Origin of the sequence: Nitratifractor sp., assembly GCF_015487065.1 — a bacterium.
Lineage (GTDB): Bacteria > Campylobacterota > Campylobacteria > Campylobacterales > Sulfurovaceae > Nitratifractor.
The window spans coordinates 1-24089 of record NZ_WFQN01000141.1; the positions used below are offsets into that span (position 1 = coordinate 1).

The following is a 24089-nucleotide window of genomic DNA, read 5'->3' on the forward strand; positions in this document are numbered from 1 at the left end:
CCCCGGCCCGAAAAGCCTAAACAGCTGCTCAGCGTTGACGAGGCGGCTAAGGAATATGGACAGACTCCAAGCTACTGGAGAAAGCAGGTCTATAACCGCTCTATCCCCTTCGTCAAAATGGGAAAGTCGGTCAAGCTTCGCCGCAAAGACATCGAGGCTTTTATCGCCGCCCGCACCATAGAGCCCTGAAAGGCCCGGCATGGCAATAGAGCTCTATGAGCATCAAAAGCGGCTCTCCGTCGCTTTACGGGAGCAGTTGAGGTCCAAAGGGCTGGCGATCCTGCACGCCCCGGAACGCTCCGGGAAGACCCTGGCCGTCATCGATGCCATCGAGGGGATCCCCGACGTCCGCCGCGTCCTCTGGATCACAAAGAAAGCGGCTATCGACGGCATCGAGGGCGACCGGGAGAAGCACGGCACTGCCAAAGCCTTTACCGTCGTCAACTACGAAAGCCTCCACAAAGTGGCCGGGGACTTCGACCTCATCGTCATCGATGAGTTTCACTATGCGATCAGCTCTTTCCCAAAGGCCCCGGCCAAAGCGAAGCTGATCCGGGAACGCTGGAGGGAACTCCCGATGATCCTGGTCAGCGCCACCCCGGCCCCGGAGAGTGCGAGCCAGTGGTTTCACCCGCTCTGGATGAGCGCCGCTCACCCTTTCAGCGCGTTCAAGAACTTCTATGAGTGGTCCCGGATCTACGTCAACCGCAAACAGCGCCGCATTATGGGCCGGATCGTCAACGACTACCGGGACGCGAAGACCGAGCGGGTGATGGAGCACGTCCGCCCCTATCTGCTCCAGATCCGGCGGGAGGAGCTGGGATTCAAATACGCCCCGAAAGTCGTTCCCCACTATGTGGAGCTTTCGCCCCGGACGCGAAGCTACATCGAGCGCCTCAAACGGGATAGAGTATTGGGAGGCTTCGCGGCCGATACCCCGATGGGGCTGGTCAACGGATGCTATCAGCTGGAGTGCGGTTGTCTGAAGATCGGAGGGGAGTATATCGACACGGGAGAGCGGGAGCTGGTGAACTACATCAAGGCTCATTGGGGTGACAGTGAAGACGTGGCCATCATGTGCCGATGGGTGGGACAACGGAAGATCCTGGAGCGGGAGTTCGAGAGAGCGCTGATCCTCTCCAGCCACGCCCACGCCGAAGGGGTGGAGCTGAGCCACGTCGAGCACCTCATCATCGCTAGCATGGATTACAGCACCGCCCGCTTTCAGCAGCGTAATGCCCGCCAGGCGTCAAAGCAGAGAAAGAGCCCGATAAACGTTCACGTTTTGATGAGTAGGGGAGAAGTGAGCGAAGCGGTTTATCAGGCGGTGGCACTCAAACATATCGATTTTAGAGCCCGGATGTTCACCGAGCGGTTACCGAGATGATGCAATGCGGAAAACAGACAATGAGCATTATATCAAAGTCCCTGCCGAAATGCTGGACGACCCCACGCTATCGCTCTCCGAGTTTCGGATACTGCTGCATATCGTCAGACAGACGACCGGCTACGGGAAAAAGTGGGACGGGATCAGTCTCAGCCAGTTTGAAAAGGCGACCGGCCTCAGTCGTCACACCGTCATTACCGCCCTTGAAAAACTTCAGGGGAAAAAGATGATCTCCGTTCGGCGTGCCGGTCCCGGGAAGTTCAACTCATACGCCATCGGGAGCCACTGGAAAAGCGCCTCAAAAAGTAGTGCAAAATCTGCACCGCTTAGGGGGGTAGGTGGTGCAGATTCTGCACACACAATATTTGAACTACAACAAATCTACGACGACCGCGCGCACGCCCGCGTGAAGGGCAACGACCCCGCTGAGAAAGTCGTCATCAATGCGAAAGAACACTTTGAGGAGTTCATAGAGTTTCTGATGGGGGAGAGAGTGAAGAGATCCCTACTCAGACCCTATGAAGAGATCCGGGACATCGAAGATATAGACAGATACAAGGAGAGCGTTTTGAGAGGATTGGAGCTTAGGGACCCTCTAACGGTAGATAATGCCTGGAGGTTTTTCAATGCTCAAAAAGAAATGAATGAAGGGAGGAAGGGATGATAGAACAGAAAGTCCAAAAGCGGATATTGGCGTTCCTGGAGGAAGTCGGAGCCTATTCGGTGAAAACGATCACGGTCAACCGTGCAGGAGCCCCGGACATACTGGGCTGTGTCGGTGGGAAATTCGTAGGGATCGAGGTCAAGCGGCCCGGGAAAGAGGCGACGCCGCTCCAGGAGTATCACCTCCGGCGGATCAGAGAATCGGGCGGCGTGGCATTCGTCGCCCACGGTGTCGATGAGGTCCGGGAGCGGTTGATAGAAGCCGGATTGATTTGAGGGCGTCGCGGCGCCTTCAGACCCGTCCGGCCGGCGGAAAACAGACAAACAAGGAGCATTTATGCAAAAAAACCCGAGAAAGATGAGTAACGAAGCCTACAGGGCGGCGGAGGGAATCAGCGCCAGCGATTTCCGCCTGCTGGAACTGAGCCCTCTTCACTACCTCAACCGCGACCGCTTCAAGCTGGAAGGCAAAGCCTTCGACTTCGGAACGCTGTTGCACGCTATGGTGCTGGAGCCGGAGCGGATGGGGAAAGAGTTCATCAAAGAGGATTTTCCCGGCTGCGACGCCAATAAGAACTCCAAAGCCTACAAAGAGGGCCGAGAGGCTTTTTTGGAGGCCTGCAAGGGAAAGACCGTCGTTCCCGTCAACGAGTGGGAGACGGCGGACCGGATGGCGGAAAACGTCCGGGCCATCGCCGGGGGCATTCTCCGGGAGGGAATGGCCGAAGCCAGCTTTTTCACCCAGGATGAAGAGTTCGGCATCGTTCGCAAATGCCGCCCGGATTACTACCTTCGGGAGGCGGGTGTCGTCATCGATCTCAAAACGACCCGGAGCACGGACCCCCACGAGTTCGAGCTGGCGATCTACGATTACCGCTATCACCGTCAGGCCGCCTGGTATCTGGATACGCTCCGGCTGGCAGGATTCCCGGTTGAGACCTTCGTCATCGTCGCGGTAGAGAAGACGACCCCGCACCTGGTGAGAGTCTTCGAGATCCAGCCCGACGCCATCGAGGCGGGGCGGGAGGATTACCGCCGCCACCTCAGCCGCCTCCGGGAGTTCAATACCACGGGAGCCGCCGCCGTGGTGGAGCCGATTTCCCTGCCCGGCTGGTATTGGCGACAGAAGGAGGCGGAAGCATCATAACAGGGCGGCCAGCATTGAGGCCAAAAACGGCGAAAGAGAGCTTTGGGCATATCTCCATAGCCCCAACCACGAAAAAACGCTCAGAATCGAAAGGAGCACACCATGACGAAACACCTACCGGCTAAAGAAAAAGAGCTTCGGGGGCTGCTGGCTCCCCGGGTCAAGATGATCGAGTCTCTGATGGGCGATCCCAACCGCGCCAAAAAATTCGCCGCTACCATGCTGGCGGTTGGACTCAATCCCAACCTGGCGGCCTGCACTCCTCAAAGTATCATTGAGGCGGGTATCGCCGCCGCTATGCTTCGGCTCCTGCCCGATCCCAATTTGGGACAGGCCTATCTCATCCCTTTCAAACGGAGGGACGGCGCCACCGTCTGCCAACTCCAGATAGGCTATCGCGGCTTTATCACGATGTTGGAGCGTATCGGCTGGCATATCAAAGCCTACCCCGTTTATTCCTCCGATGAGCTCTCCTTCGAGGTGGACGGATGGGAGGAGCGGCTACACTATAAGCCCGACTTCGACGCCCGGCAATCCGATCCCGCCTGGATCTTCGAGAATCTGGAAAAGGTGGTGACCGTGGTCAAGTCCAAAGACGGTGAGCTTTTCTATCAGATCATGACGAAAGCAGAGATCGAGAAGGTCCGCATGAAAAGCCAGACCCAGAAGGACCCCCGCAAACCGTCGGGCGTCTGGTGGGAGTGGTATGAGGCTATGGCGATCAAGTCCGCCATCAAGCGCCACATCAAGCGCCTACCCCTGGGAGACCATGACGTAGCCACCGCCCTGGGCATCGATGACGTGGCGGAAAAGGGAAGCATCCCCGACTATAAGCGCTTCAATGAGGAGACGGTCATCGTCGAGGCGGACGCGGCCCCGGCACCGAAGACGGCGACGCCCAAGGACCTCAACGCTATGTTGCTCCAGCCAGTAGCCACGGACGACGCTCAGCCGGAAAGCGAAACGCCGGAGCCCGACCCGTCGGCACGATTGGCGGCGGAACTTATCCGGCGAAAGGTCAAGCGCTCCGGAGCCCTGGAGTATGTGAAGACGCTGGAGGGGAAAGACGTCGCTAGCCTGCTGGAGGACCCCGGATCCCTGGACGCCGTGGCGGAAGAGTTGCGGACGGCCCCCGCGCGGGCGTGATGGCCGCCGTTTATAAGGTTTCGATTTTTCTTTTTGAGAGAACTTACATTATGTTAATCATTCTATCAATTAGAGGGGGGTCATTATCAATTAGATAAAGCCATTTTGTGAGATGTGAATAACTTTCCTTAAATTGATAAGATTTTTGGGAAAATCTACCAATTTGATAGCGATATGTGAATAACTCAGGGGCGGATCGGAGCGGTTTAGGCGTTTCCTTAAACGGAGAAAGTAATTATCTAAATAATAATACTATCCCGTTTAGAACGGTAATAGGTTATCAAATAGATAATTTAACCTTGACATTATAGCCGCCCTGGTGCTATGATACCTGAAGGGAGATTATCCCCAACCCAGAACAGGAGGTGACAGATCGGAAAGAGTGACAAACAGATAGCCGAAGAGATCGGCATCGGCCCCGTGACTTTCAGCCGGTGGAAGAAAACACGCCCCCAGCTCTATCAGCGGATCAAACAGAGCTATCACTGCGAGGAGACGTTGGCAGAATTGGGAGTGACACTGGAGAAAGCGAAAGAGTTGATCGAGGCATACAAAGCCGAAGATCCGAAGTAGAAGGCCGGGGGATGTGTGGAAGCAGGCCCCGACCTCATCAACCCAGGAAAGGATTGACAGATGAATGATAACAGAAAAGCTGAGAAGGACTACGGCATACTCTTGAGAGGAAACGCTACCCGAACGGTAGAGAAAGCAGTCTTCGGCATCGATGCGCTGGCTAAGTGTATATTTTACATCGTGACGGGAGATGACGGCATCGACGATGAGAAGCTGGGCGTCCTGATGGAGTTGAGCATAGCTTTGGAGGATCGGGCCAAAGAGATCAAGGAGCTAACCGTCAACGGTGAGGAGGTGGAGGTTGTCGAAGTGAAGGGCGACCGGGTCCAGATAGCAGAGTGAAAGGCCGTGGGTCCTTCTGGAGGCGGCGAAGCTTGCGGGTCTTGCGAGCCGCGGAAAATCGCTACTTTTATCGCTTCAAACTTGCTTAAATTCCCCATTCTATTGAGCTACCGCGTAGCGGTAAATTATCAAAACTTTAAGGAGAAAATATGCCGGAATACCTAAACGCCCGCGAAGTGCTGGGACGCCTGAAGATGGGAAAGGTGGCGGACTTCACTCAAAGCTATTTTAGCCAGCTGGTGCGTGACGGGGTAATCCCCTATCACAAACTCCCCGGTAAAAAGCGCAAAATGTTTATCTACGATGAGGTCAAAGAGGCCATCATCAACGCCAGAGACCCGAGCCGGGACCCGCAACGGGAAGCCAACGCCCGCCGCCGCCAGCAGGTCAGCATGCTCCCGGACATCTGGAGCCTGATCTCCACCGACTTCAAGCCGGATCAATTCACCATCCCGGAGGGTGTCGATTTGGATGAGGTAGAGCAGGAGATAATCACCTGCAACACGACTAACGCAGTGATAGCCGCTTTTACTTCGGAGCTGCTGGCGGCGATCCCCGGCGAATATCACGACCGGATCACCGCCGCCGCTGTCCGTCACTCTTTCGGGCGCGAATTGCTTCAGGATACTATCGCACTCGTCGAAGAGGAGGATTAGCTTTCCTTCTCCGTTTCACATTCATCGTTACCAAGAATGACTCCCGCGATAAATGCCAGGAGGATCAGGAGAATCCCCGCTTCCTCCTCCGACGATACCTCATCAACCCAAAACGCGATATACCGGAAGAGGGCATAGAGCCACAGCACGGCGGCGATTCCAAGAGCCCAAACACCCACCGTATCACTCTGCGTTATCCAGACAGCGAGCGCACCCGCTCCAATAATGAAGATTGCCCCTCCTATGAAGATGGCAAAGAGATCAATGAAAAATGTTAGCAGCCTCATAAGACTATTATAGCCTGCTACAAATTGATACGATTTTCCTGCAAAAAAGTGCTACCTAAAGTGCTACCCGAGAGAAGCTTAAAAAATTAATTTAGTTTCTGAAGGCGTCAGGAGATTCGATTTTATGGGATTTTGGTGCGGACGGAGAGACTCGAACTCTCACGCCGAAGCACTGGATCCTAAATCCAGCGTGTCTACCAATTCCACCACGTCCGCGAAAAAAAGAGGGTGGTACGCCCGTCAGGATTCGAACCTGAGACCGCTCGCTTAGAAGGCGAGTGCTCTATCCAGCTGAGCTACGAGCGCATTGATCAGAAGATGTGGTACGCCAGAGAGGCGTCGAACCCCTAACCCTCAGATCCGAAGTCTGATGCTCTATCCAATTGAGCTACTGGCGCATAGGTCTGTTTTCAGGATTGTCATTGAAAGATGGGGTGGGTAATGGGTCTCGAACCCACGACCTCCAGAGCCACAATCTGGCGCTCTAACCAACTGAGCTATACCCACCATCGGTTTCAGGAGACAGGAGCCTGGTCGGAGTGAAAGGATTCGAACCTTCGACCCCCTGCTCCCAAAGCAGGTGCGCTACCAGGCTGCGCTACACTCCGTTTCCTGAAAAAGGAGTGCAATTCTAGCCAAAGAAAACTGTAAAGTCAATGAAAGACTACTCTTTGATGGGAAGGAATTTCCCACACCCCTTCTCCGGAGTGCCACCGAAGCTTTTGACCTCCCGGGCTTTCCCCTCTTTGGCGATCTTGGCCCGATTGCATTCCGGATGTTTGATACAGGACTCGTTACGACAGCCCACATCTTCAGGTACAGCCATATCTGCTCCTTTTCTATAGGTTATATGAAATTTCGGCGGATTATATCACAGGGGATTGCAGAGAGCAGCATACAGCTAAATGAATATTTAGGATAATAATTATTATTTTGTAAAAATACTTGACATTGCTTTCCCGATCTGCTATCATTCTAACATCTCCAGATATCGGAATCGGAACAAAGCGATTCAGAGGGAGAGAAAGGAGAACCCAATGGCGTGTGATCAACCGACTGCCGCAGAGCAGAAAACTACAACAACTACCAAGGAGGTACGTACCATGGAAGAGAATGTACAGACCCAGGCAGGCGTCCTGGTCCTGAAAAATATGCCTGAGTTCAAGGCAGAGGCCTACAATGCCGAGACCGGCCATTACACAGAAGTAAGCAGCGAAGACTACAAAGGGAAGTGGACCGTTGTCTGTTTCTACCCTGCGGACTTCACCTTCGTTTGCCCCACTGAGATCGCGGCGATGAACGCCCATCTCGATACGATCAAAGGAGAGCTGGGCTGCGAAGTGCTGGCGGTTTCCACCGATACCAAGTTCAGCCACAAGCGTTTCGCTGAGACTGAACCTCTTCTGGAAGGTCTCAAACTGACTATCGCTGCGGACCCCACCCACGAGATGAGCCGTAAGTTCGGTGTCTTGATCGAAGATGCCGGTATCGCCCTGCGGGGACGTTTCCTCATCAATCCTGACGGTGTGATCGTCGCCCAGGAAGTTCAGGCACCGCCGGTCGGACGGAATGTCAAAGAGTTCATCCGTCAGATCGAGGCGCATCAACATGCCTACAAGACCGGTGAAGTCTGCCCCGCCGGCTGGAAGCCCGGCAAGAAGACCCTCCCGGTCAATACCGATGTCGAGCCGATGACCGGTCGTGTCGGCGACTATATCACTCTCGACGAGATTCTGGCAGACTAAGCCGGCATCTTTATCGGAGCTCCCCCTGGGGCTCATGTGCGGCAACATCGCGTTAAATTATCTCTTCTGATTCCTCTTTTTAAACATTATCCTTGCGGCAATAACGATACCTGCGATCGAGAAATCGACGTTGAAGTTTTCTTCTGGAGTATCTCTATGTATGAGAGAAGTAATTGAAGTTGTTGACAAAATATGGATAGTGTGTGGATATTTACGTAGCGTGGCAGAGGGGATGGGATTCGAACCCACGGTAGCTTGCGCTACACACGCGTTCCAGGCGTGCTCCTTCGACCGCTCGGACACCCCTCTATCTGAAAGAGGCGCAATTATAACGGAAAGCTTCTGAAAATGCAATATTGCACCGCTGGAAACTTTCTGATATAATTCTCCCGCCTCTTTCCAGACCTGTGCAACGGGAGTGGAGGACACCGGGTCAGGATGGGAACATAGCAGCCCACCCTCCGCCTCCGTGTGCCGCAGCCATCTGGGGAGAGGTCTTCTTGTATGAATCCCCTTCCGCTTTTTTATTACTCGCCCATTCACAACATAAGTGTAATTTCCACCTGTAATTGTGCTGAAACCACCTTCAGGAATTCTCCAATCATGACTTCATATGGGGCAGAATGTTTCCAGATTAAACAAGGAAAAAGGTGATGGAGCTCGATTATAAAATTCGCTAAAGTGCTCTCAGACCCATCCTTGAATTTGTCCAAAGGAGTCTCTGTATATTTTTGATATTATTTGGAGATGAGTAGAAGCTCTGGTGTTTGAAATATCTTTGGTCAATCAAAAATAATACTCCAAAAGGGGGGAAGTGATGTATAAAAAAAATTTCGGGTTCTTGGTACTTTTTTATTTGATCGCAATGTTTGTTGTATTAAACATATGTGAGGCAGGCAATACGGATCAGGACGATAGGCAAGTGAAGTGGTTTTTGGAGCAACATAAGGATTTGAAAAAAAACTATTTCGATGGAAAATTCGGCGTGGATAACAATCCCGCAGGATGGGATACCGGAACCTATTTGCGTGCTTATATCGATATGTATGAAGCTACACATGATGTTCGTGTACTTCGTGATCTAAATGAGTTGCTGAAGATCGTCGCTGATGGCAACGATGCTTTGACCGGAAGAATCGATGATCGAACCGGTAAGGTGATGCCCGGATGGGGGACAAGAGCCTATGACTACGGTCCGAACGGCGATGAGCGCTACTCCGACATGTTGATGAATGCACTTTATGCCTATCCGCTTGCTGCATTCGCTCGTATTGTAATGGAAGATTCGAATCTGGCGCACGAATTCGGTTCGGATGCCAAACGATACTATCGAATGGTTCAGGACCTCTACAAGGCGCATAAGCCTTTTGTGCACGATGAGGATTCTCCTTATCCTGATGATACGAGGGGGGTGTATTTTGCGTATCCTGAAAATTATTATGAAGACAAGATAGACTATTCCGATATCGAGACACCGATCAATATGACGATGATCGTAGCTGAGCCATTGGTAGAGATGTATCGCGCAAGTGTCGCGAAAGGAAAACCGAAGAAGAGATATCGGGCTATTGTCAAAAAGGTTTCCAACTATATCCGCTGGAATATGCACCTAAAAAAAACAAAAAAAGGGGATAGATATTTTACCTGGCTTTATTGGCCGGCTGATATTGATCAGGACTCCAGGCATGTGGAGGATGTCACCCACGGTGCTCGCTTGGCCGAATTTGTCGTTTCAATGCATGAGGCGGGTCTTAGAAATCGTTGGGGGATGAAGAGACTTCGATATCTGGCGAATACATTCACCTGTGGTGCGGTGATAAATAATACAAGTTTTGCGAATTATATCGACGGAACAGGCGGTGTATATGAAGACGATGCCGCCACGTTGTATGAATGGCTTGTTTTGCAAAAATATTCTCACCATTCTTCTCGACATACGATTCTCCATTATCTTCGAAGAGCGATGAAACACGAAGGGGACAATAGAAAATACAATATTGCAGTTTTTGCTAAATTTATGAGATATGAAAATGATTAGGGGGACGAAAGGCAAGAGAATGTTTATACGCTCTCATTCGTTAAGTATGCTCCACTCATAAAAAGGAATCCCCTCGAAATCTATCTCACCCAGGCGAAAACGGTAGCGGTTGGAGACGGTGACGATCCAGACTTTTGAAATTCCGAGTTTTTTGAAATTCCCATACTGTTTCTGTGCCCGTTGCCAGAACTGTTCTTCTCCCTCAAAGGCGGAGGGAAGAATCAACTCTCCGCGCTCCTGTAACAGATAGCCCAGCGCCCCGGCAGCCTGAAAAGGAAGAGAGTGTTTGATCAGGGCCAGAGCGACCATCGCATCAAAGGTAGCAGGGAAGGGTTGATGTTTGTTGAGATATCGGGTGAGGATGAAATCGTAGAGGATCAGCTTCCTCCCGGAACCTCTTTGAATATCGGGAATGAAAAAGATCAGTTTCTCCTCTTCAAAGCGTTTGAGGGTGGCATAGGTCCAGTCTTTGGAGATGCGAAAGTACTCACGTGCGGTGTTATAGATCTGGTGGGCGGTGACCCGACGCCCCTGAAACCGCGCCAGAATGAGCAGTAGACGACTCTCGGCGTCATCGAACATCTCATAAAAGAGTTCGCGCAAGCGCAGGACGGCCGAAGCCGGAGTACTCCGGCCCATGGCCGGCAGCGTTCCGAGTTTCAGAAAACGGTTGAAGGCCAGGGTAGGGGAGTGGCTTCGGTCGAAGCCCAGGAACTCCTCGTAATCGAGTGGAAAGAGCTCATACGTTGGCAGTGAAAGTTCGGCATAGGATTGCCTGGAGACCAGGATCAGCTGGCCGCAGCGGGGCAGCCGCTCCAAAAATCCGGGATACCAGTGATCGAGGACCAGGGTTCGGATTGCCTCTTCGTCCAGAAACGTCTCCAACTGATCTATGTCGATATCTTCCAAGGCAAAAGCAGGATCCTGGGCATCCAGATAGAGCCACTCCTGAGGGTCCAGGCGTTCCAGATACTCCAGAATCAGTGTAGTTTTGCCAGTAGCCCGCGCCCCATAGAGTAGAAAGGATTCCGAAGGGGGAAGCCGGAGTTTCCGGGGATGAAAGATCTCGTTTCTCGGTTTGAGATCCAGAAAATATTCCAAAATGTCCATATCTTTCCTTTTTAGAAGGAAACTAAATAGAGTATCATACACTTTTTTCACAGAAAATCAAGGAGAAGCGAGGACCTTTTCTGTATAATCTCCTTCCCAAATTCATGTCGGGAGATCCGACGAGTTCTTTAGAGAAGGAAAACAATGGAAAAGATCCGATTGAAGCTTAAAGCTTACGATCACCGTGTACTCGACCGCTCTGTGGCTTCCATCGTGGATGCCGTCCGCCGCACCGGCGCGGAGCTTCGTGGCCCCATTCCCATGCCTACGAAGATCAAGCGCTACACCGTGCTGCGCTCGCCTCACGTCAACAAAGACAGCCGTGAGCAGTTTGAGATCCGGATCCACTCCCGGATGATCGATATCGTCTCCGCGACCAGCGAGACGATCGATTCACTGATGAAACTGGACCTGGCTCCCGAAGTGGAAGTCGAAATCCGGTCCATGGACAAGTAAGGTAAGGAGTCATAATTATGGAATTTATCGTAGAAAAAATCGGCATGAGCCGAACGATTGACGTCCCCAGTGTTCCCGTGACTCTCCTGAAAGTCGTCGAGGCGAAAGTCTGCGAAGTCCGGGAAGACGGCAAAGCGCTGGTGGCCTACAACAGCAGCAAAAAGATCAACAAAGCGATCGAGGGTCAGCAGAAGAAATTCAGCATCAGCAAAGAGTTCAACAAGTTTATGACCCTCAAGGTCGCCGAGGGAACCGAGCCCGGCGATCTGAGCACCGAGCCTCTGGCCAACGCCAGCGTCGTCAAGACCTCGTTCAACAGCAAAGGCCGCGGATTCAGCGGGGTCATGAAGCGTCACAACTTCGCCGGCGGCCCCGGCGCCCACGGTAGCCGCTTCCACCGGGCTCCCGGATCTATCGGTATGTGTGAGTGGCCCGGCCGCGTCCAGCCCGGACAGAAGATGCCCGGTCATTACGGCAACGCCAAGACTACGGTCAAAAATGAAGTGATCTCCTTCGATGCCGAAAACGGCATCCTGGTACTCAAGGGAGCCGTTCCCGGCCACAAGGGTGCCCGCGGAGTAGTAAGGATTGTCAAATGAGCAACGCAACAGTAATCAAAACAGCGGATCTGCCCCAGGCCTTCCTGGAGGTACATCCCCATAACCTCTATCTCTACTGCAAAGCCTACGCGGCCAATCTGCGCGCCAACACGGCCCAGACCAAAAACCGTTCCGCGGTCAGCGGCGGCGGCAAGAAACCCTTCGCCCAAAAAGGAGGCGGACGGGCCCGCCAGGGCTCTATCCGCGCTCCCCATTTCCGGGGCGGCGGTGTGGTCTTCGGTCCCACGACTGACCGCAACTACACCCAGAAGGTCAACAAAAAGCAGAAGCGCCTGGCGCTGATGCATGCCCTGGCGGACAAAGCGGCCAACGAGAAGCTCTTCGTTGTCGACAGCGTCGCCGTTGAATCCGGGAAGACCAAAGATGCGAAAGCCTTCGTCGACAGCTTTGGCCAGCGGGATCTGCTGGTGGTCAAAGAGATGATCGACGACAAGACTTTCCTGGCCTTCCGCAACCTGCAGCAGAGCTATCTGATCGAAGAGAACGAGCTCAACGGATACCTGGCAGCGGCTTATCACGCCATCGTGATTGAAAAAGCCGTCTGGGACAAACTGACAAAAGAGAGTTAAGCCATGGCAGACATTACAGATATCAAAGCGATTATATATACGGAAAAGACCCTGGGTCTGCAAGAAGAGGGAGTCATTGTCGTCCAGACCACTCCCCGCATGACCAAAAACGGTCTTAAAGAGGTCTTCAAAGAGTACTTCGGTATCAAGCCTCTGAAGGTTAACTCCATGCGAGTCAACGGCAAAGTGAAGCGTTTCAAGGGAGTCGAGGGTAAACGGCCCGACAGCAAAAAGTTCTACGTCAAACTCCCTGAAGACGCCAAGATCGAAAGCTTAGCGGTATAAGGGGACAGCGATGGCAATCAAAACATTCAAACCGACCACACCCTCCCGTCGTTTCATGACGGTTCTGGACAGCAGTGACATCACCGCCAAAGCGAGTGTCCGCTCTCTGCTGAAAAAGCTGCCCCGCAAAGCGGGCCGCAACAACAACGGCCGAATCACCTCCCGCCACAAAGAGGCCGGCGCCAAAAAGCTCTACCGGATCATCGACTTCAAACGGAACAAGTTTGGGGTCGAGGGGCGCATCGCCACGGTCGAATACGATCCCTACCGCAACTGCCGGATCTGCCTCGTCAACTACACTGACGGTGAGAAGCGCTATATCCTCCAGCCCAAAGGGGTCAAAGTCGGCGATACCGTTATGGCCAATGAAGGGGGCCTGGATATCAAAGCGGGTAACGCGATGAAGCTCAAGAACATTCCCGTCGGTACCTTGGTCCACAATATCGAGATGAACCCCGGTCAGGGTGGCAAGATCGCTCGAAGCGCCGGCGGTTACGCTCAGATCATGGGCCGGGACGGTAAGTACGTCTCTCTGCGTCTGCCCTCCGGTGAAATGCGCTACATCCTGGGTGAGTGCATGGCGACCGTCGGCACCCTCGGCAACGAAGACTTTGCCAACATGGTCATCGGAAAAGCCGGACGGAACCGCCATCGCGGTATCCGCCCCCAGACCCGCGGTTCGGCGATGAACCCCATCGACCACCCCCACGGAGGTGGTGAAGGAAAGACCAACTCGGGTCGCCACCCCGTCTCTCCTTGGGGTATGCCCACCAAGGGGTACAAGACCCGTCGGAAGAAGGCCAGCGACAAGCTGATCATCTCACGCAAGAAGAAAAAGTAAGGGATAAGTATGGCACGATCACTGAAAAAAGGTCCTTTCATCGACGACCATCTGATGAAAAAGGTACTCAAAGCAAAAGAAGAGGGCTCTACCAAGCCTATCAAAACCTGGTCCCGCCGTTCGGTCATCTTCCCGGAGATGATCGGCCTGACCATCAACGTTCACAACGGGCGCCAGTTCGTTCCCGTCTACATCACGGAGAACCATGTCGGCTACAAGCTGGGTGAATTCGCCCCCACCCGTACATTCAAAGGACACAAAGGCAGTGTCCAGAAGAAGGTAGGTTGATCATGAGCAGAGCAGTACTCCGTTATGTCAGAGTCTCCCCCACCAAGGCGAGACTGGTTGCCCGTGAAGTGCAGGGAATGAACGCCGAGCTGGCCCTGGCCGCTCTGGATTTCATGCCCAACAAAGCTGCTGGGATCATCTCCAAGGTGATCGCCTCCGCCGTCGCCAACGGCGACTATGAGCCCGAAGAGGTCGTCATCACCTCCTGCCGTGTGGATAAAGCGGCGGTCATGAAACGCTGGCGCCCTCGGGCCCGGGGAACCGCGACCCGGATCCTCAAGCCCACCTCCCACATCATCGTGGAGGTCGCTGAGGCTTCCAAAGCAGAAAAGCCCGCGACCAAACCGGCCGAGAAAAAGGCTCCTAAAAAAGCGGTCCAAAAAGAGGCTCCTGCCGAGGCTGCGGCCAAAACCGCCGCCAAAGAGGCCGCCAAAGCTTCAGAAAAGAAAGGTGACGATCTGACCAAAATCAAAGGGATCGGCAAAGCCTATCAGCAGAAGCTCAACGACGAGGGAATCTACACCTATGAGGATGTGGCCAACATGAGCGACGAGCAGATCGCCATGATGGAAGAGAAGTACAGCTTCAAAGGTGATTTCCGCGAGTCGGTCGCCGATGCCAAAAATTTCGTTAACGGAAAGGAAGCGTAACCATGGGTCAGAAAGTCAATCCTATCGGTCTCAGACTGGGAATCAACCGCAACTGGGAGTCTCGCTGGTACCCCTCCAAAGACCGGGCACCCAACTTCCTGGCGGAAGATTACAAAATCCGCAAGTTCCTGAAAAAGGAGCTCTTCTATGCGGGTGTGAGCAACATCATCATCGAGCGGACCGTCAAAAAGATCCGTATCACCATCGTCACTGCCCGTCCCGGTATTATCATCGGAAAACGCGGTGCCGACATCGAGAAGCTCAAGGCGCGTCTCCAGCAGATGCTGGGCAAAGAGGTCGCCATCAACATCAAAGAGGAGAAGCGTCCTCAGGCTTCCGCACAGCTGGCCGCCGAAAACATTGCGACCCAGCTTGAGCGTCGTGTCGCCTTCCGCCGCGCGATGAAAAAAGCGATCCAGGGAGCCCTCAAATCCGGTGCCAAAGGAATCAAAGTCCAGGTTTCCGGACGTCTCGGCGGTGCCGAAATGGCTCGAACCGAGTGGTATCTGGAGGGGCGTGTGCCTCTGCACACCCTGCGGGCCAAAATCGACTACGGTTTTGCCGAAGCGCTGACGACCTACGGAAACATCGGAGTCAAAGTCTGGATCTTCAAAGGGGAGGTTCTCCAGAAAGGGATCCAGCCCGAGCCCAAAGAAGAGCGCAAGAGCCGTAAACCCAGAAGAAGAGGTGAATAATCATGTTGATGCCCAAACGAACCAAATGGAGAAAGCAGCAGAAGGGCCGCAACCGCGGAAAGTCCTTCCGCGGCAACAGAATCGAGTTCGGTGAATTTGCTATCAAGGCGACCGAAGCGGGCCGGATCGACTCCCGACAGATCGAATCGGCGCGTATCGCCATGACCCGCCGGGTCAGCCGTACCGGGAAAACCTGGATCCGTGTCTTCCCCGACAAACCGCTGACCAAAAAGCCTCTGGAAACCCGGATGGGTAAAGGTAAAGGTGCTGTCGAAAAGTGGGTGATGAACGTCAAGCCGGGCCGGATCATCTTCGAGATGGCAGGCGTTCCCGAGGAACTGGCACGTGAGGCGCTGACGCTGGCTTGCCACAAGCTTCCTTTCAAGACGAAAATCATTTCAAGGGAAGAGAGCAATGAAATATACTGATCTGCAAGAGAAGAGCGTCGCGGAACTCGAGTCGATGCTCAAAGAGAAAAAACTGGAAGTCTTCACCCTTCGGGCGAAGCTCAAGACAATGCAGCTGACCAATACCAGCGAGCTGAGAGCGGCCAAAAAAGATGTCGCCAGAATCATGACGGCGCTGAACGCCGCGAGATCCAAGTAAAGGGTGTAGCATGCCGAAAAGAGTAATTTCAGGAACGGTCATCAAAAAGGCCGGAGACAAGACCGCAACGGTTCTGGTGGAGCGGAAGGTCCTGCACCCCCGCTACCACAAGACCGTGAAGCGCTTCAAAAAGTATCTGATCCATGACGAGCGGAACGAAGCCAACGTCGGAGACACCGTCAGCGCCATCGAGTGCCGACCGCTCTCCAAGAACAAGGCGTTCCGTCTTCTCGAAATCGTAGAGAGAGGAGAGGGCTGATGATCCAGAGTTTTACCCGATTGAACGTCGCGGACAACAGCGGCGCCAAAGAGATCATGTGTATCAAGGTCCTGGGGGGATCCAAGCGGCGCTACGCCAGCGTCGGTGATGTGATCGTCGCTTCCGTCAAAAAAGCGATCCCCAACGGAAAGGTCAAAAAAGGAAAAGTCGTCAAGGCTGTGGTTGTGCGGACCAAAAAAGAGATCCAGCGTGAAAACGGATCCCTGATCCGCTTCGATGACAACGCCGCCGTTATTATCGACGACAAGAAAGAGCCCATCGGCACCCGTATCTTCGGACCGGTGAGCCGTGAAACACGCTATGCGGGCTTCATGAAAATCGTATCGCTCGCACCGGAGGTATGGTAATGGCAAAGAAATTCAAAATCAAAAAGGGTGACCAGGTGATGATCATCGCCGGCGACGACAAAGGCAAGACCGGCGAAGTCCTCAAAGTGCTCCCCAAGAAAGATGCAGTCATCGTCGCCGGCTGCAAGATCGCCCGCAAAGCGGTCAAGCCCAGCGAAGAGAACAAAGAGGGTGGTTTCATCAACAAAGAGATGCCCATCCACATCTCCAACGTCAAGAAAGTGGAGGGCTGATCATGAGCAGAATGAAAGAGAAATACGCATCCATCGTGCCTGCACTCCGCGAAGAGCTGCAGATCAAAAACGTCATGCAGACTCCCAAGCTGGAGAAGATCGTTATCAGCGTCGGTGCCGGTGAAGAGGGCAAAGACAGCAAACTGATCCAGAACATGGCCGACACCATCAGCCTGATCGCCGGTCAGCACGCCGTCATCACTCTGGCCAAGAAGTCCGTCGCAGGATTCAAAGCCAGAGAGGGCGCTCCCAGCGGGATCAAAGTCACCCTCCGGGGTGAGAATATGTACAACTTCCTCGACAAGCTCATCTCCATCGCCCTGCCGAGGGTGAAGGACTTCCGGGGTGTTCCCCGCAAGGGCTTCGACGGACGCGGTAACTACAACTTCGGTCTGGACGAACAGCTGATGTTCCCTGAAGTGGTCTATGACAACATTATGAAGACCCACGGGATGAACATCACCATCGTCACCAGCACCGACGACGACAAAGAGGCGTTTGTCCTGCTGGAGAAGCTGGGCATGCCGTTTGCGAAAGGAAGAAAGTAATGGCAAAGAAATCGATGATCGCCAAGCAGAAGCGCAAGCCCAAGTTTGCGGTTCAAGCCTACACCCGCTGTAACATCTGCGGCCGTCCCCACTCTGTCTACAGAGATTTCGGGATCTGCCGGATTTGTCTGAGAAAGATGGCCTCCGAGGGTCAGATCCCCGGCATGCGCAAAGCAAGCTGGTAATGAAGGAGTAAAAGATGATGACAGACATTATTGCAGACTCTCTTACTCGAATAAGAAATGCTGCACAACGCAAGCTGGAGACCACGGAACTTCTCCACTCCAAAATGATTGAGGCAATCGTTTCTATTCTGGTAGACAAGGGATATCTGGAGAGTTATACGGTCGAGGAAGATGGCAACAAAAAGACCATCAAAGTGGTGCTCAAGTACGATGACAACGGCAACAGCGTGATCAACGAGATCAAAAAGATCTCCAAACCCGGTCGCCGTATCTACAAGGGCAAAGAGGAGATCAAGCGGTTCAAAAACGGTTACGGAACCCTGATCGTCTCCACCAGCGCCGGCGTGCTTCCCAATGACGAAGCCTACAAGCAGGGGCGCGGTGGCGAAGTCATCTGCAGCATCTGGTAAGGAGGGAAGCTATGTCACGTGTAGGAAAAGTACCCGTCAGCATCCCCTCCGGGATCGAGGTCAAAATCGAAGGAACCGAGCTGGTCGCCAAAAAAGGCAACCAGGAGAAGCGCCTGGAGACCCATGGTCGGGTCAATATGGAAGTGAAAGAGAACGAAGTAGTCTTCACCCGCAAAGACGAGAGCAAAGAGTCTTCGGCTTTCTGGGGAACCTATCGTTCTCTCTTCAACAACATCATCATCGGCCTGGACAAGGGGTTCAGCAAGTCACTGGAGATCAACGGAGTCGGTTACCGTGCCAACGTCAGCGGCAAGACTCTGGAGCTTCAACTGGGCTACTCCCACCCCATCAATTTCGAGATTCCCGAGGGAATCGAGATCAAGGTGGAGAAGAACATTATCACCGTCAGCGGAACTGACAAGCAGCAGGTCGGACAGGTCGCGGCGGAGATCCGCGGATTCCGTCCCCCCGAGCCCTACAAAGGCAAGGGTGTCAAGTACACCGATGAAGTGATCATCAGAAAAGCCGGTAAAGCGGCAGGTAAGTAAGGAGCGCTAGTATGTTGAAAAGTATTCAGAAGAAAAAGAATAAAATGTACGCTCAGCGCAAGCAGCGTGTCCGTGGCAAGATTCACGGAACCGCCGAGCTGCCCCGGGTGACGGTTTTCCGCTCCAACAAACACTTCTATGCCCAGGCGATCGACGATGATCGCGGGCATACCCTCGCCTATGCCGACGGCCGGAAGCTGGGCCTGAAAGCCAACAAAGAGGATGTCAAGAAGGTGGCGGCGGATCTGGCCGAGAAGCTCAAGGCCGCCCAGATCGAGCAGATCGTCTTCGATCGTAACGGATATCTCTATCACGGCGTGGTGGCGTCCTTTGCCGACGCTCTCCGGGACGCCGGGATCAAGTTTTAAGGAAGCGTAAATGGAACACATCAACAGAGAAGATTTCGAAGAGGTCGTCGTCAACATCGGACGGGTGACCAAGGTTGTCAAGGGTGGACGCCGTTTCCGCTTCACGGCGCTGGTTGTCATCGGTGACCGCAACGGTACCATCGGCTACGGATACGGCAAAGCCAAAGAGGTTCCCGATGCCATCAAGAAAGCCGTCGATGACGCTTTCAAAAACCTGGTGACCATCAAAGGGATCAAAGGGACGACTATCGCCCACGATATCGAGCACAAGTACAACGCCAGCCGGATCGTTCTGCGCCCGGCCAGCGAAGGTACCGGTGCCATCGCCGGGGGAGCGGCACGTCCCGTTATCGAACTGGCAGGCATCAAAGATGTGATCGCCAAATCGATCGGGTCCAACAACCCCAACAACCTGGTACGCTGCACCATCGAAGCGCTCGCCAGAATCAAAGGTTAAGGAGCAGTTATGGGTTTGCATAATCTTCAGCCGGCACCCGGCTCGACTCACAGCAAAAAGCGTGTAGGCCGCGGTCAGGGTTCCGGAACCGGAAAAACTGCCGGACGGGGTCAGAAAGGTCAGAAATCACGGACAGGATACAGCCGCAAGCGCGGGTTCGAAGGGGGCCAGCAGCCTCTCTACAAGCGGCTGCCCAAAGTGGGATTTGTTTCCCACGTTGAGAAGCCCTATGTTATCAACGTCGATCGGATCAAAGCGGTTGCCGAGCTGGAAGAGATCACGCTGGAAACTATCCGCGGCGTCCACAAGCTGGGCAAAAACGTTACACGCGTTAAACTTATCGGTACGGGAGCCAAAGCGCTTGCGTCCAAGATCAAGGATGATGCTGTTACCACCAGCAGGAAGTAATCATGGGAAATGCTTTGACTCAGAAGATCCTGATTACGCTCGGATTTCTTTTTGCTTACAGAGTTTTAGCATACATCCCGATCCCGGGGGTTGATCTGGAGGTGATCAAACACTTCTTCGATCAAAACGCCAACAACGCCCTCGGCCTCGCCAATATGTTCAGCGGCAACGCTATCCGCCGTATGTCCATCATCTCCCTCGGTGTCATGCCCTATATCACCGCCGCCATCGTCATGGAACTTCTCGCCGCAACCTTTCCCGCACTCGGACAGATGAAAAAAGAGCGCGACGGTATGCAAAAATATATGCAGATTATCCGTTACGGCACCATTTTCATCGCTGTTGTTCAAGCGGTCGGTGTGGCAATGGGGCTTCAGGCGATGAAAGGCGGTGCGGGGCAGAGTGCGGTGATGATCGATCCGACTCATTTCGTGATTCTGGCCGTCTTTTCGATGCTGACGGGAACCATGCTCCTGATGTGGTTCGGTGAACAGATTACCCAGAAAGGAGTCGGAAACGGAATCTCCCTGATCATCTTCGCCGGAATCGTCTCGGGGATTCCCGCGGCTATCGGCAATACGATTGCCGCCGTCAACTCCGGGACCATGAACTTCCTGGTGGTCCTGGCGATCCTGGTGATCATGATTGCCACCATCCTCATCATTATCTATGTGGAGCTCGGTGAACGGCGGATCCCCATCAGCTACTCCCGCAAGACGATCATGCAGAATCAGCATAAACGGGTGATGAACTATATCCCGGTCCGGGTCAACCTCTCCGGCGTCATCCCCCCGATCTTTGCCAGTGCGGTGCTGATGTTTCCGCTGACCCTGCTGCAGGCGAGTACCAACAAATATGTCACGAGCGTCGCGGACATCCTGCATCCCGGCGGACTGGTTTACAACGCCGTTATGTTCCTGTTGGTGATCTTCTTTGCTTTCTTCTATGCATCGATCGCCTTCAATGCCAAGGATATCGCCGACAACCTCAAGCGACAGGGGGGCTTCATTCCCGGAGTCCGTCCCGGTGAACAGACCGCGGCCTTCCTGACCGATGTGGCCAGCAAGCTGACGGTCTGGGGCTCGCTCTATCTGGCGATCATCTCAACGTTGCCTTTTATCCTGATCAATGTAATGGGCGCCTCTTTCTATTTCGGAGGGACCGCCGTTCTGATCGTCGTACAGGTGGCACTGGATACCATGCGCAAGATCGAAGCGCAACGCACTATGAACCAATACGAAACTCTCGGGAATGTGGGGCTCTGATGGCGATTCCTCTGCGTAAACCGGCCGAAATCGACACGCTGCGGCGTGCCGGAGCCATTGTCGGACAGACCCTGGCCTATCTCGAAGAGACGGTCAAGCCGGGGATGAGCCTCAAAGAGATCGATGCTTTGGGAGAGGAGTTTCTCAGGAAACTCGGTGCCGAACCCTCTTTCAAAGGATTGTACGGTTTTCCCGCAGCTGTCTGTACCTCGGTCAACGAAGTGATTATTCACGGCGTTCCGACCGATTACAAAGTCCAGGAGGGAGACATCCTGGGGCTGGATATCGGGACGAAGCTCGAAGGTTATTACGGGGATGCGGCCATCACGATGCCGGTGGGAAAAATCTCGGAAGAGGATCAGCGTCTCATTGACTGTTCTCGTGAGACCCTCTATGAAGCAATCGAAGCTATTCGGCAGGGAATGCGCTTCAAAGAGCTCAGTGCGATCCTGGAAGAGGGGATCACCTCCCGGGGATACGTCCCGTTGCGTAACTACTGCGGCCACGGGATCGGGACCAAGCCTCACGATGAACCCAATATCCTCAACTATCTGGAGGGTAAAGCCAACCAGGGACCCAAGATCAAAAACGGGATGGTCTTCTGCCTGGAGCCGATGGTCTGTCAGCAGAGCGGCGAGCCGGTGATTCTGGAGGATGAGTGGTCGGTAGTGAGCGAGGATGGTCTGCGCGGTAGCCATTATGAGCATCAGGTGGCGGTTGTCGACGGGAAGGCGGTCATTCTGACCCTTCCCTGAGTCTCCGGTCAGACCTGCACCCGTTGCGGCGGTTGCGGGTGTGCCCGAAGCGGCAGAGTCAAACACAGAAAAAGGATGGAAACTTGGCGAAAGATGATGTAATCGAAATTGACGGCAAGGTGATCGAAGCACTTCCCAACGCAACCTTTCGCGTCGAGCTGGACAACGGCCATGTGGTCCTCTGCCATATCGCCGGAAAGATGCGGATGCACTATATCAAGATCCTCCCCGGCGACCGGGTCAAAGTGGAACTGACCCCTTACAGCCTCGACAAAGGACGGATCACTTTCCGTTACAAGTAAACCCGAAACTCCCTCTCTTTGGGGTTTCGCCGTTCCTCCATTCCGTTTAAGCGGAAAATCAAAAAAAATTTGATAAAATCACGTCCCCCAAAATTCCGTACATATGCGTATAGCGGAGTGGGAAGGGACTGCGTGAAGAACCTTTATCGAGGTGGCACCGCTTCGCTAAGGGTTGGTTCGCAGAGATTCTCAGCGAACCACGCGATTAACAGGTGCAAAACAGTACAGGAGAACCCTATGAAGGTTAGACCCTCGGTCAAGAAGATGTGCGATGATTGCAAGATCATCAAGCGCAAAGGCGTCGTCAGAGTGATTTGCAAAAATCCCAAGCATAAACAGAGACAAGGATAAGCATGGCACGTATTGCAGGTGTAGATTTGCCGAAAAGCAAGCGTATGGAGTATGCCCTGACCTATATCTACGGGATCGGTCTGACCAGCTCCCGCAAGATTCTGGACGCGACCGGCATCAGCTATGACAAGCGCGTTCATGAGCTGACCGATGCGGAAGCGGCGACCATCCGTAAAGAGATCCAAGAGAACTACATGGTGGAGGGAGACCTGCGCAAAAAGGTCATGATGGATATCAAAACCCTGATGGACCTCGGAAACTACCGTGGCCTCCGCCACCGGAGAGGTCTGCCCGTCCGCGGACAGAAGACCAAGACCAACGCCCGGACCCGCAAGGGCAAGCGTAAAACTGTCGGTGCAGCATAAGGAGCAGTAGAGTATGGCTAAGAAAAAGATCAAAAAGAGCGTCGCCCGCGGTGTCGTCTATATCGCGGCTACTTTCAACAATACCGTCATTACCGTGACCGACGAGATGGGCAATGTCTTGACCTGGAGCAGCGCCGGTGCGCTGGGCTTCAAAGGAAGTAAAAAGTCCACTCCCTATGCGGCGCAGCAGGCGGTCGAAGATGCCATGGGCAAAGCCAAAGAGTACGGAATCAAAGAGGTCGGGATCAAAGTCCAGGGCCCCGGTTCCGGTCGGGATACGGCCGTCAAATCCGTCGGTGCCGTCGAGGGGATCCGTGTAATCTGGTTCAAGGATATCACCCCGCTGCCCCACAACGGATGCCGTCCTCCGAAAAAGCGCCGCGTCTAACGACGCCGTTTTTCGGGTTGAGCGAATATTTCTGAATAACGAACAAGAAAAAAGTCAAAAGGTAAACAGATGGCAAGATACAGAGGTCCCAGAGAAAAACTGGAGCGGAGACTCGGAGTCGATCTCGGTCTCAAAGGCGAGCGCCGCCTCGCCGGCAAGAGTGCGCTGGAGAAGCGTCCTTATCCTCCCGGGCAGCATGGACAGCGCCGGACAAAAATCAGCGAATACGGTCTGCAGCTGCGTGAAAAGCAGAAGGCCAAGTTCATGTACGGGGTCAGCGAGAAGCAGTTCCGCGCAATCTTTAAAGAGGCCAACCGTCGTGAAGGCAACACCGGTGAGTTGTTGATTCAGCTACTGGAGCAGCGCCTGGACAATGTGGTCTATCGTATGGGCTTCGCTACGACTCGTGCTTTTGCCCGGCAGCTGGTCAACCATGGTCACATCTTGGTCGACGGCAAGCGGGTAGACATCCCCTCTTTTCGGGTTAAGCCCGGTCAGAAGGTTGAAGTGCGTGAGAAGAGCAAAAACAACCCCCAGATTCAGCGAGCCATGGAGCTGACCAATCAGACCGGAATCGTTGAATGGGTAGATGTGGACAAAGAGAAGCTCTTCGGAATCTTTACCCGGATTCCCGAGAGAGAAGAGATCTCCATCCCCGTTGAAGAGCGTCTGATCGTCGAGCTTTACTCCAAGTAAAATTAGCAAAGGCTGGCTTATGAGAAAAATTAAAACCGCGCCTTTTCTGCCCAGTGAGGTAGAAATCAATGAGATCAGC

40 protein-coding genes, 6 tRNA genes, 1 other RNA gene and 2 pseudogenes are annotated in these 24089 nt (G+C 53.6%); 40 read left to right on the top strand and 9 right to left on the bottom strand.

Going from position 1 to position 24089, the window contains the following annotated elements:
• The 9 genes and pseudogenes from F8I07_RS07730 to F8I07_RS07770 all read left to right on the top strand — a co-directional run.
• Positions 1-189: helix-turn-helix domain-containing protein (locus tag F8I07_RS07730; RefSeq protein WP_292657974.1), on the top strand; the 189-nt coding region annotated here is incomplete at its 5' end.
• A gap of 10 nt (positions 190-199) precedes the next feature.
• Positions 200-1387 (top strand): hypothetical protein, encoded by a 1188-nt coding sequence (locus F8I07_RS07735; protein WP_292657977.1) that lies wholly within the window; start codon positions 200-202, stop codon positions 1385-1387.
• A 4-nt stretch (positions 1388-1391) separates the two neighbouring features.
• Entirely contained in the window at positions 1392-2051 is a 660-nt protein-coding gene (locus F8I07_RS07740) for a replication protein (RefSeq protein WP_292657980.1), read from the top strand.
• Positions 2048-2326 (top strand): VRR-NUC domain-containing protein, encoded by a 279-nt coding sequence (locus tag F8I07_RS07745; RefSeq protein ID WP_292657982.1) that lies wholly within the window; start codon positions 2048-2050, stop codon positions 2324-2326. Before F8I07_RS07740 ends, F8I07_RS07745 begins: the two co-directional genes overlap by 4 nt.
• A gap of 61 nt (positions 2327-2387) precedes the next feature.
• Complete coding sequence (locus tag F8I07_RS07750) at positions 2388-3197, top strand: PD-(D/E)XK nuclease-like domain-containing protein (protein WP_292657985.1); 810 nt, start codon at positions 2388-2390, stop codon at positions 3195-3197.
• A gap of 87 nt (positions 3198-3284) precedes the next feature.
• Positions 3285-4343: pseudogene (locus tag F8I07_RS07755) on the top strand (recombinase RecT); the annotation flags it as partial.
• 420 nt (positions 4344-4763) lie between these two features.
• A complete protein-coding gene (locus tag F8I07_RS07760; protein ID WP_292657987.1) occupies positions 4764-4916 on the top strand; it encodes a hypothetical protein in 153 nt (50 codons plus the stop codon).
• A 60-nt stretch (positions 4917-4976) separates the two neighbouring features.
• Positions 4977-5258 carry a hypothetical protein gene (locus tag F8I07_RS07765; RefSeq protein ID WP_292657989.1) on the top strand — a complete coding sequence of 94 codons (282 nt, stop codon included), beginning with the start codon at positions 4977-4979 and terminating at the stop codon, positions 5256-5258.
• A gap of 149 nt (positions 5259-5407) precedes the next feature.
• Positions 5408-5914 carry a hypothetical protein gene (locus F8I07_RS07770; protein WP_292657991.1) on the top strand — a complete coding sequence of 169 codons (507 nt, stop codon included), beginning with the start codon at positions 5408-5410 and terminating at the stop codon, positions 5912-5914.
• Here the strand turns inward: F8I07_RS07770 and F8I07_RS07775 are convergent.
• From F8I07_RS07775 to F8I07_RS07805, 7 genes are all read right to left on the bottom strand, one after another.
• The gene (locus F8I07_RS07775; RefSeq protein ID WP_292657994.1) at positions 5911-6201 is read right to left on the bottom strand and encodes a hypothetical protein; all 291 of its coding nucleotides are present in this window, start codon (positions 6199-6201) and stop codon (positions 5911-5913) included. The two genes, F8I07_RS07770 and F8I07_RS07775, sit on opposite strands and share 4 nt — an antisense overlap.
• A gap of 133 nt (positions 6202-6334) precedes the next feature.
• Positions 6335-6417 (bottom strand) — tRNA-Leu (locus F8I07_RS07780).
• Positions 6418-6430: 13 nt separating this feature from the next.
• A tRNA-Arg gene (locus F8I07_RS07785) sits at positions 6431-6507 on the bottom strand.
• Positions 6508-6522: 15 nt separating this feature from the next.
• Positions 6523-6599: transfer RNA gene (locus F8I07_RS07790), tRNA-Arg, on the bottom strand.
• A 32-nt stretch (positions 6600-6631) separates the two neighbouring features.
• Positions 6632-6708 (bottom strand) — tRNA-His (locus F8I07_RS07795).
• A gap of 24 nt (positions 6709-6732) precedes the next feature.
• A tRNA-Pro gene (locus F8I07_RS07800) sits at positions 6733-6809 on the bottom strand.
• A gap of 56 nt (positions 6810-6865) precedes the next feature.
• The gene (locus F8I07_RS07805) at positions 6866-7027 is read right to left on the bottom strand and encodes a hypothetical protein (RefSeq protein WP_292657996.1); all 162 of its coding nucleotides are present in this window, start codon (positions 7025-7027) and stop codon (positions 6866-6868) included.
• Positions 7028-7238: 211 nt separating this feature from the next.
• Here F8I07_RS07805 and F8I07_RS07810 point away from each other — a divergent pair, with 211 nt between their 5' ends.
• Positions 7239-7946, top strand: coding sequence for a peroxiredoxin (locus F8I07_RS07810; protein ID WP_292657999.1), 708 nt, complete (start codon positions 7239-7241; stop codon positions 7944-7946).
• A gap of 221 nt (positions 7947-8167) precedes the next feature.
• Here F8I07_RS07810 and F8I07_RS07815 read toward each other — a convergent pair.
• Positions 8168-8255, bottom strand: a tRNA-Ser gene (locus F8I07_RS07815).
• Positions 8256-8342: 87 nt separating this feature from the next.
• On the opposite strand from F8I07_RS07815, the gene ffs reads away from it, so the two are divergent.
• Both ffs and F8I07_RS07825 read left to right on the top strand, forming a co-directional pair.
• An RNA gene (gene ffs, locus F8I07_RS07820) (signal recognition particle sRNA small type) lies at positions 8343-8440 on the top strand.
• A 323-nt stretch (positions 8441-8763) separates the two neighbouring features.
• Positions 8764-9984 (top strand): hypothetical protein, encoded by a 1221-nt coding sequence (locus tag F8I07_RS07825; protein ID WP_292658002.1) that lies wholly within the window; start codon positions 8764-8766, stop codon positions 9982-9984.
• A gap of 33 nt (positions 9985-10017) precedes the next feature.
• Here F8I07_RS07825 and F8I07_RS07830 read toward each other — a convergent pair whose 3' ends face one another.
• On the bottom strand, positions 10018-11094 hold the full coding sequence (locus F8I07_RS07830) for a hypothetical protein (protein WP_292658005.1): 1077 nt from the start codon (positions 11092-11094) through the stop codon (positions 10018-10020).
• A gap of 144 nt (positions 11095-11238) precedes the next feature.
• On the opposite strand from F8I07_RS07830, the gene rpsJ reads away from it, so the two are divergent.
• From rpsJ to rpsD, 28 genes and pseudogenes are all read left to right on the top strand, one after another.
• Positions 11239-11550, top strand: a complete 312-nt coding sequence (gene rpsJ / locus F8I07_RS07835; protein ID WP_292658008.1) for a 30S ribosomal protein S10 — start codon at positions 11239-11241, stop codon at positions 11548-11550.
• Between the two features lie 17 nt (positions 11551-11567).
• The gene (gene rplC, locus F8I07_RS07840; RefSeq protein ID WP_292658011.1) at positions 11568-12149 is read left to right on the top strand and encodes a 50S ribosomal protein L3; all 582 of its coding nucleotides are present in this window, start codon (positions 11568-11570) and stop codon (positions 12147-12149) included.
• Entirely contained in the window at positions 12146-12739 is a 594-nt protein-coding gene (rplD, locus tag F8I07_RS07845; RefSeq protein ID WP_292658014.1) for a 50S ribosomal protein L4, read from the top strand. The genes rplC and rplD overlap by 4 nt, the downstream gene beginning before the upstream one ends.
• A gap of 3 nt (positions 12740-12742) precedes the next feature.
• Positions 12743-13024: a 50S ribosomal protein L23 gene (locus tag F8I07_RS07850; protein ID WP_292658017.1), complete on the top strand. Its 282-nt coding sequence runs from the start codon at positions 12743-12745 to the stop codon at positions 13022-13024.
• 10 nt (positions 13025-13034) lie between these two features.
• On the top strand, positions 13035-13865 hold the full coding sequence (gene rplB / locus F8I07_RS07855) for a 50S ribosomal protein L2 (RefSeq protein WP_292658019.1): 831 nt from the start codon (positions 13035-13037) through the stop codon (positions 13863-13865).
• A 9-nt stretch (positions 13866-13874) separates the two neighbouring features.
• Positions 13875-14153: a 30S ribosomal protein S19 gene (rpsS, locus tag F8I07_RS07860; RefSeq protein WP_292658022.1), complete on the top strand. Its 279-nt coding sequence runs from the start codon at positions 13875-13877 to the stop codon at positions 14151-14153.
• 2 nt (positions 14154-14155) lie between these two features.
• Positions 14156-14461, top strand: a pseudogene (gene rplV / locus F8I07_RS07865) (50S ribosomal protein L22); the annotation flags it as partial.
• Positions 14453-14803 carry a helix-hairpin-helix domain-containing protein gene (locus tag F8I07_RS10095; RefSeq protein WP_367264510.1) on the top strand — a complete coding sequence of 117 codons (351 nt, stop codon included), beginning with the start codon at positions 14453-14455 and terminating at the stop codon, positions 14801-14803. The pseudogene rplV and the gene F8I07_RS10095, both read left to right, overlap by 9 nt.
• 2 nt (positions 14804-14805) lie before the next feature.
• Positions 14806-15498, top strand: a complete 693-nt coding sequence (gene rpsC, locus F8I07_RS07870; protein WP_292658024.1) for a 30S ribosomal protein S3 — start codon at positions 14806-14808, stop codon at positions 15496-15498.
• 2 nt (positions 15499-15500) lie between these two features.
• Entirely contained in the window at positions 15501-15926 is a 426-nt protein-coding gene (gene rplP, locus F8I07_RS07875; protein ID WP_292658025.1) for a 50S ribosomal protein L16, read from the top strand.
• Positions 15913-16104, top strand: coding sequence for a 50S ribosomal protein L29 (gene rpmC, locus F8I07_RS07880; RefSeq protein ID WP_292658028.1), 192 nt, complete (start codon positions 15913-15915; stop codon positions 16102-16104). Before rplP ends, rpmC begins: the two co-directional genes overlap by 14 nt.
• Before the next feature lie 10 nt (positions 16105-16114).
• Positions 16115-16363 (top strand): 30S ribosomal protein S17, encoded by a 249-nt coding sequence (gene rpsQ / locus F8I07_RS07885; RefSeq protein ID WP_292658030.1) that lies wholly within the window; start codon positions 16115-16117, stop codon positions 16361-16363.
• The gene (gene rplN, locus F8I07_RS07890; protein WP_292658032.1) at positions 16363-16731 is read left to right on the top strand and encodes a 50S ribosomal protein L14; all 369 of its coding nucleotides are present in this window, start codon (positions 16363-16365) and stop codon (positions 16729-16731) included. The genes rpsQ and rplN overlap by 1 nt, the downstream gene beginning before the upstream one ends.
• Positions 16731-16964: a 50S ribosomal protein L24 gene (rplX, locus tag F8I07_RS07895; RefSeq protein ID WP_292658035.1), complete on the top strand. Its 234-nt coding sequence runs from the start codon at positions 16731-16733 to the stop codon at positions 16962-16964. The genes rplN and rplX overlap by 1 nt, the downstream gene beginning before the upstream one ends.
• Before the next feature lie 2 nt (positions 16965-16966).
• Positions 16967-17512 (top strand): 50S ribosomal protein L5, encoded by a 546-nt coding sequence (gene rplE, locus F8I07_RS07900; RefSeq protein WP_292658038.1) that lies wholly within the window; start codon positions 16967-16969, stop codon positions 17510-17512.
• Positions 17512-17697: a type Z 30S ribosomal protein S14 gene (locus F8I07_RS07905; RefSeq protein WP_013553080.1), complete on the top strand. Its 186-nt coding sequence runs from the start codon at positions 17512-17514 to the stop codon at positions 17695-17697. The genes rplE and F8I07_RS07905 overlap by 1 nt, the downstream gene beginning before the upstream one ends.
• 14 nt (positions 17698-17711) lie before the next feature.
• The gene (gene rpsH / locus F8I07_RS07910) at positions 17712-18107 is read left to right on the top strand and encodes a 30S ribosomal protein S8 (protein ID WP_292658045.1); all 396 of its coding nucleotides are present in this window, start codon (positions 17712-17714) and stop codon (positions 18105-18107) included.
• Positions 18108-18118: 11 nt separating this feature from the next.
• Positions 18119-18655: a 50S ribosomal protein L6 gene (rplF, locus tag F8I07_RS07915; protein WP_292658047.1), complete on the top strand. Its 537-nt coding sequence runs from the start codon at positions 18119-18121 to the stop codon at positions 18653-18655.
• Positions 18656-18666: 11 nt separating this feature from the next.
• The gene (rplR, locus tag F8I07_RS07920) at positions 18667-19023 is read left to right on the top strand and encodes a 50S ribosomal protein L18 (protein ID WP_292658050.1); all 357 of its coding nucleotides are present in this window, start codon (positions 18667-18669) and stop codon (positions 19021-19023) included.
• 10 nt (positions 19024-19033) lie between these two features.
• Positions 19034-19480, top strand: coding sequence for a 30S ribosomal protein S5 (gene rpsE / locus F8I07_RS07925; protein ID WP_292658053.1), 447 nt, complete (start codon positions 19034-19036; stop codon positions 19478-19480).
• A 9-nt stretch (positions 19481-19489) separates the two neighbouring features.
• A complete protein-coding gene (gene rplO / locus F8I07_RS07930) occupies positions 19490-19888 on the top strand; it encodes a 50S ribosomal protein L15 (protein WP_292658056.1) in 399 nt (132 codons plus the stop codon).
• A gap of 2 nt (positions 19889-19890) precedes the next feature.
• Positions 19891-21153: a preprotein translocase subunit SecY gene (gene secY, locus F8I07_RS07935; protein WP_292658057.1), complete on the top strand. Its 1263-nt coding sequence runs from the start codon at positions 19891-19893 to the stop codon at positions 21151-21153.
• Entirely contained in the window at positions 21153-21908 is a 756-nt protein-coding gene (map, locus tag F8I07_RS07940; protein WP_292658060.1) for a type I methionyl aminopeptidase, read from the top strand. Before secY ends, map begins: the two co-directional genes overlap by 1 nt.
• Before the next feature lie 83 nt (positions 21909-21991).
• The gene (gene infA, locus F8I07_RS07945; protein ID WP_013553088.1) at positions 21992-22210 is read left to right on the top strand and encodes a translation initiation factor IF-1; all 219 of its coding nucleotides are present in this window, start codon (positions 21992-21994) and stop codon (positions 22208-22210) included.
• A gap of 237 nt (positions 22211-22447) precedes the next feature.
• Complete coding sequence (gene rpmJ / locus F8I07_RS07950; protein ID WP_013553089.1) at positions 22448-22561, top strand: 50S ribosomal protein L36; 114 nt, start codon at positions 22448-22450, stop codon at positions 22559-22561.
• 2 nt (positions 22562-22563) lie between these two features.
• Positions 22564-22926 (top strand): 30S ribosomal protein S13, encoded by a 363-nt coding sequence (gene rpsM / locus F8I07_RS07955; RefSeq protein ID WP_292658068.1) that lies wholly within the window; start codon positions 22564-22566, stop codon positions 22924-22926.
• A 13-nt stretch (positions 22927-22939) separates the two neighbouring features.
• Positions 22940-23314 carry a 30S ribosomal protein S11 gene (rpsK, locus tag F8I07_RS07960; RefSeq protein WP_292658070.1) on the top strand — a complete coding sequence of 125 codons (375 nt, stop codon included), beginning with the start codon at positions 22940-22942 and terminating at the stop codon, positions 23312-23314.
• Between the two features lie 69 nt (positions 23315-23383).
• A complete protein-coding gene (rpsD, locus tag F8I07_RS07965; protein WP_292658072.1) occupies positions 23384-24010 on the top strand; it encodes a 30S ribosomal protein S4 in 627 nt (208 codons plus the stop codon).
• Positions 24011-24089: the final 79 nt, after the last annotated feature.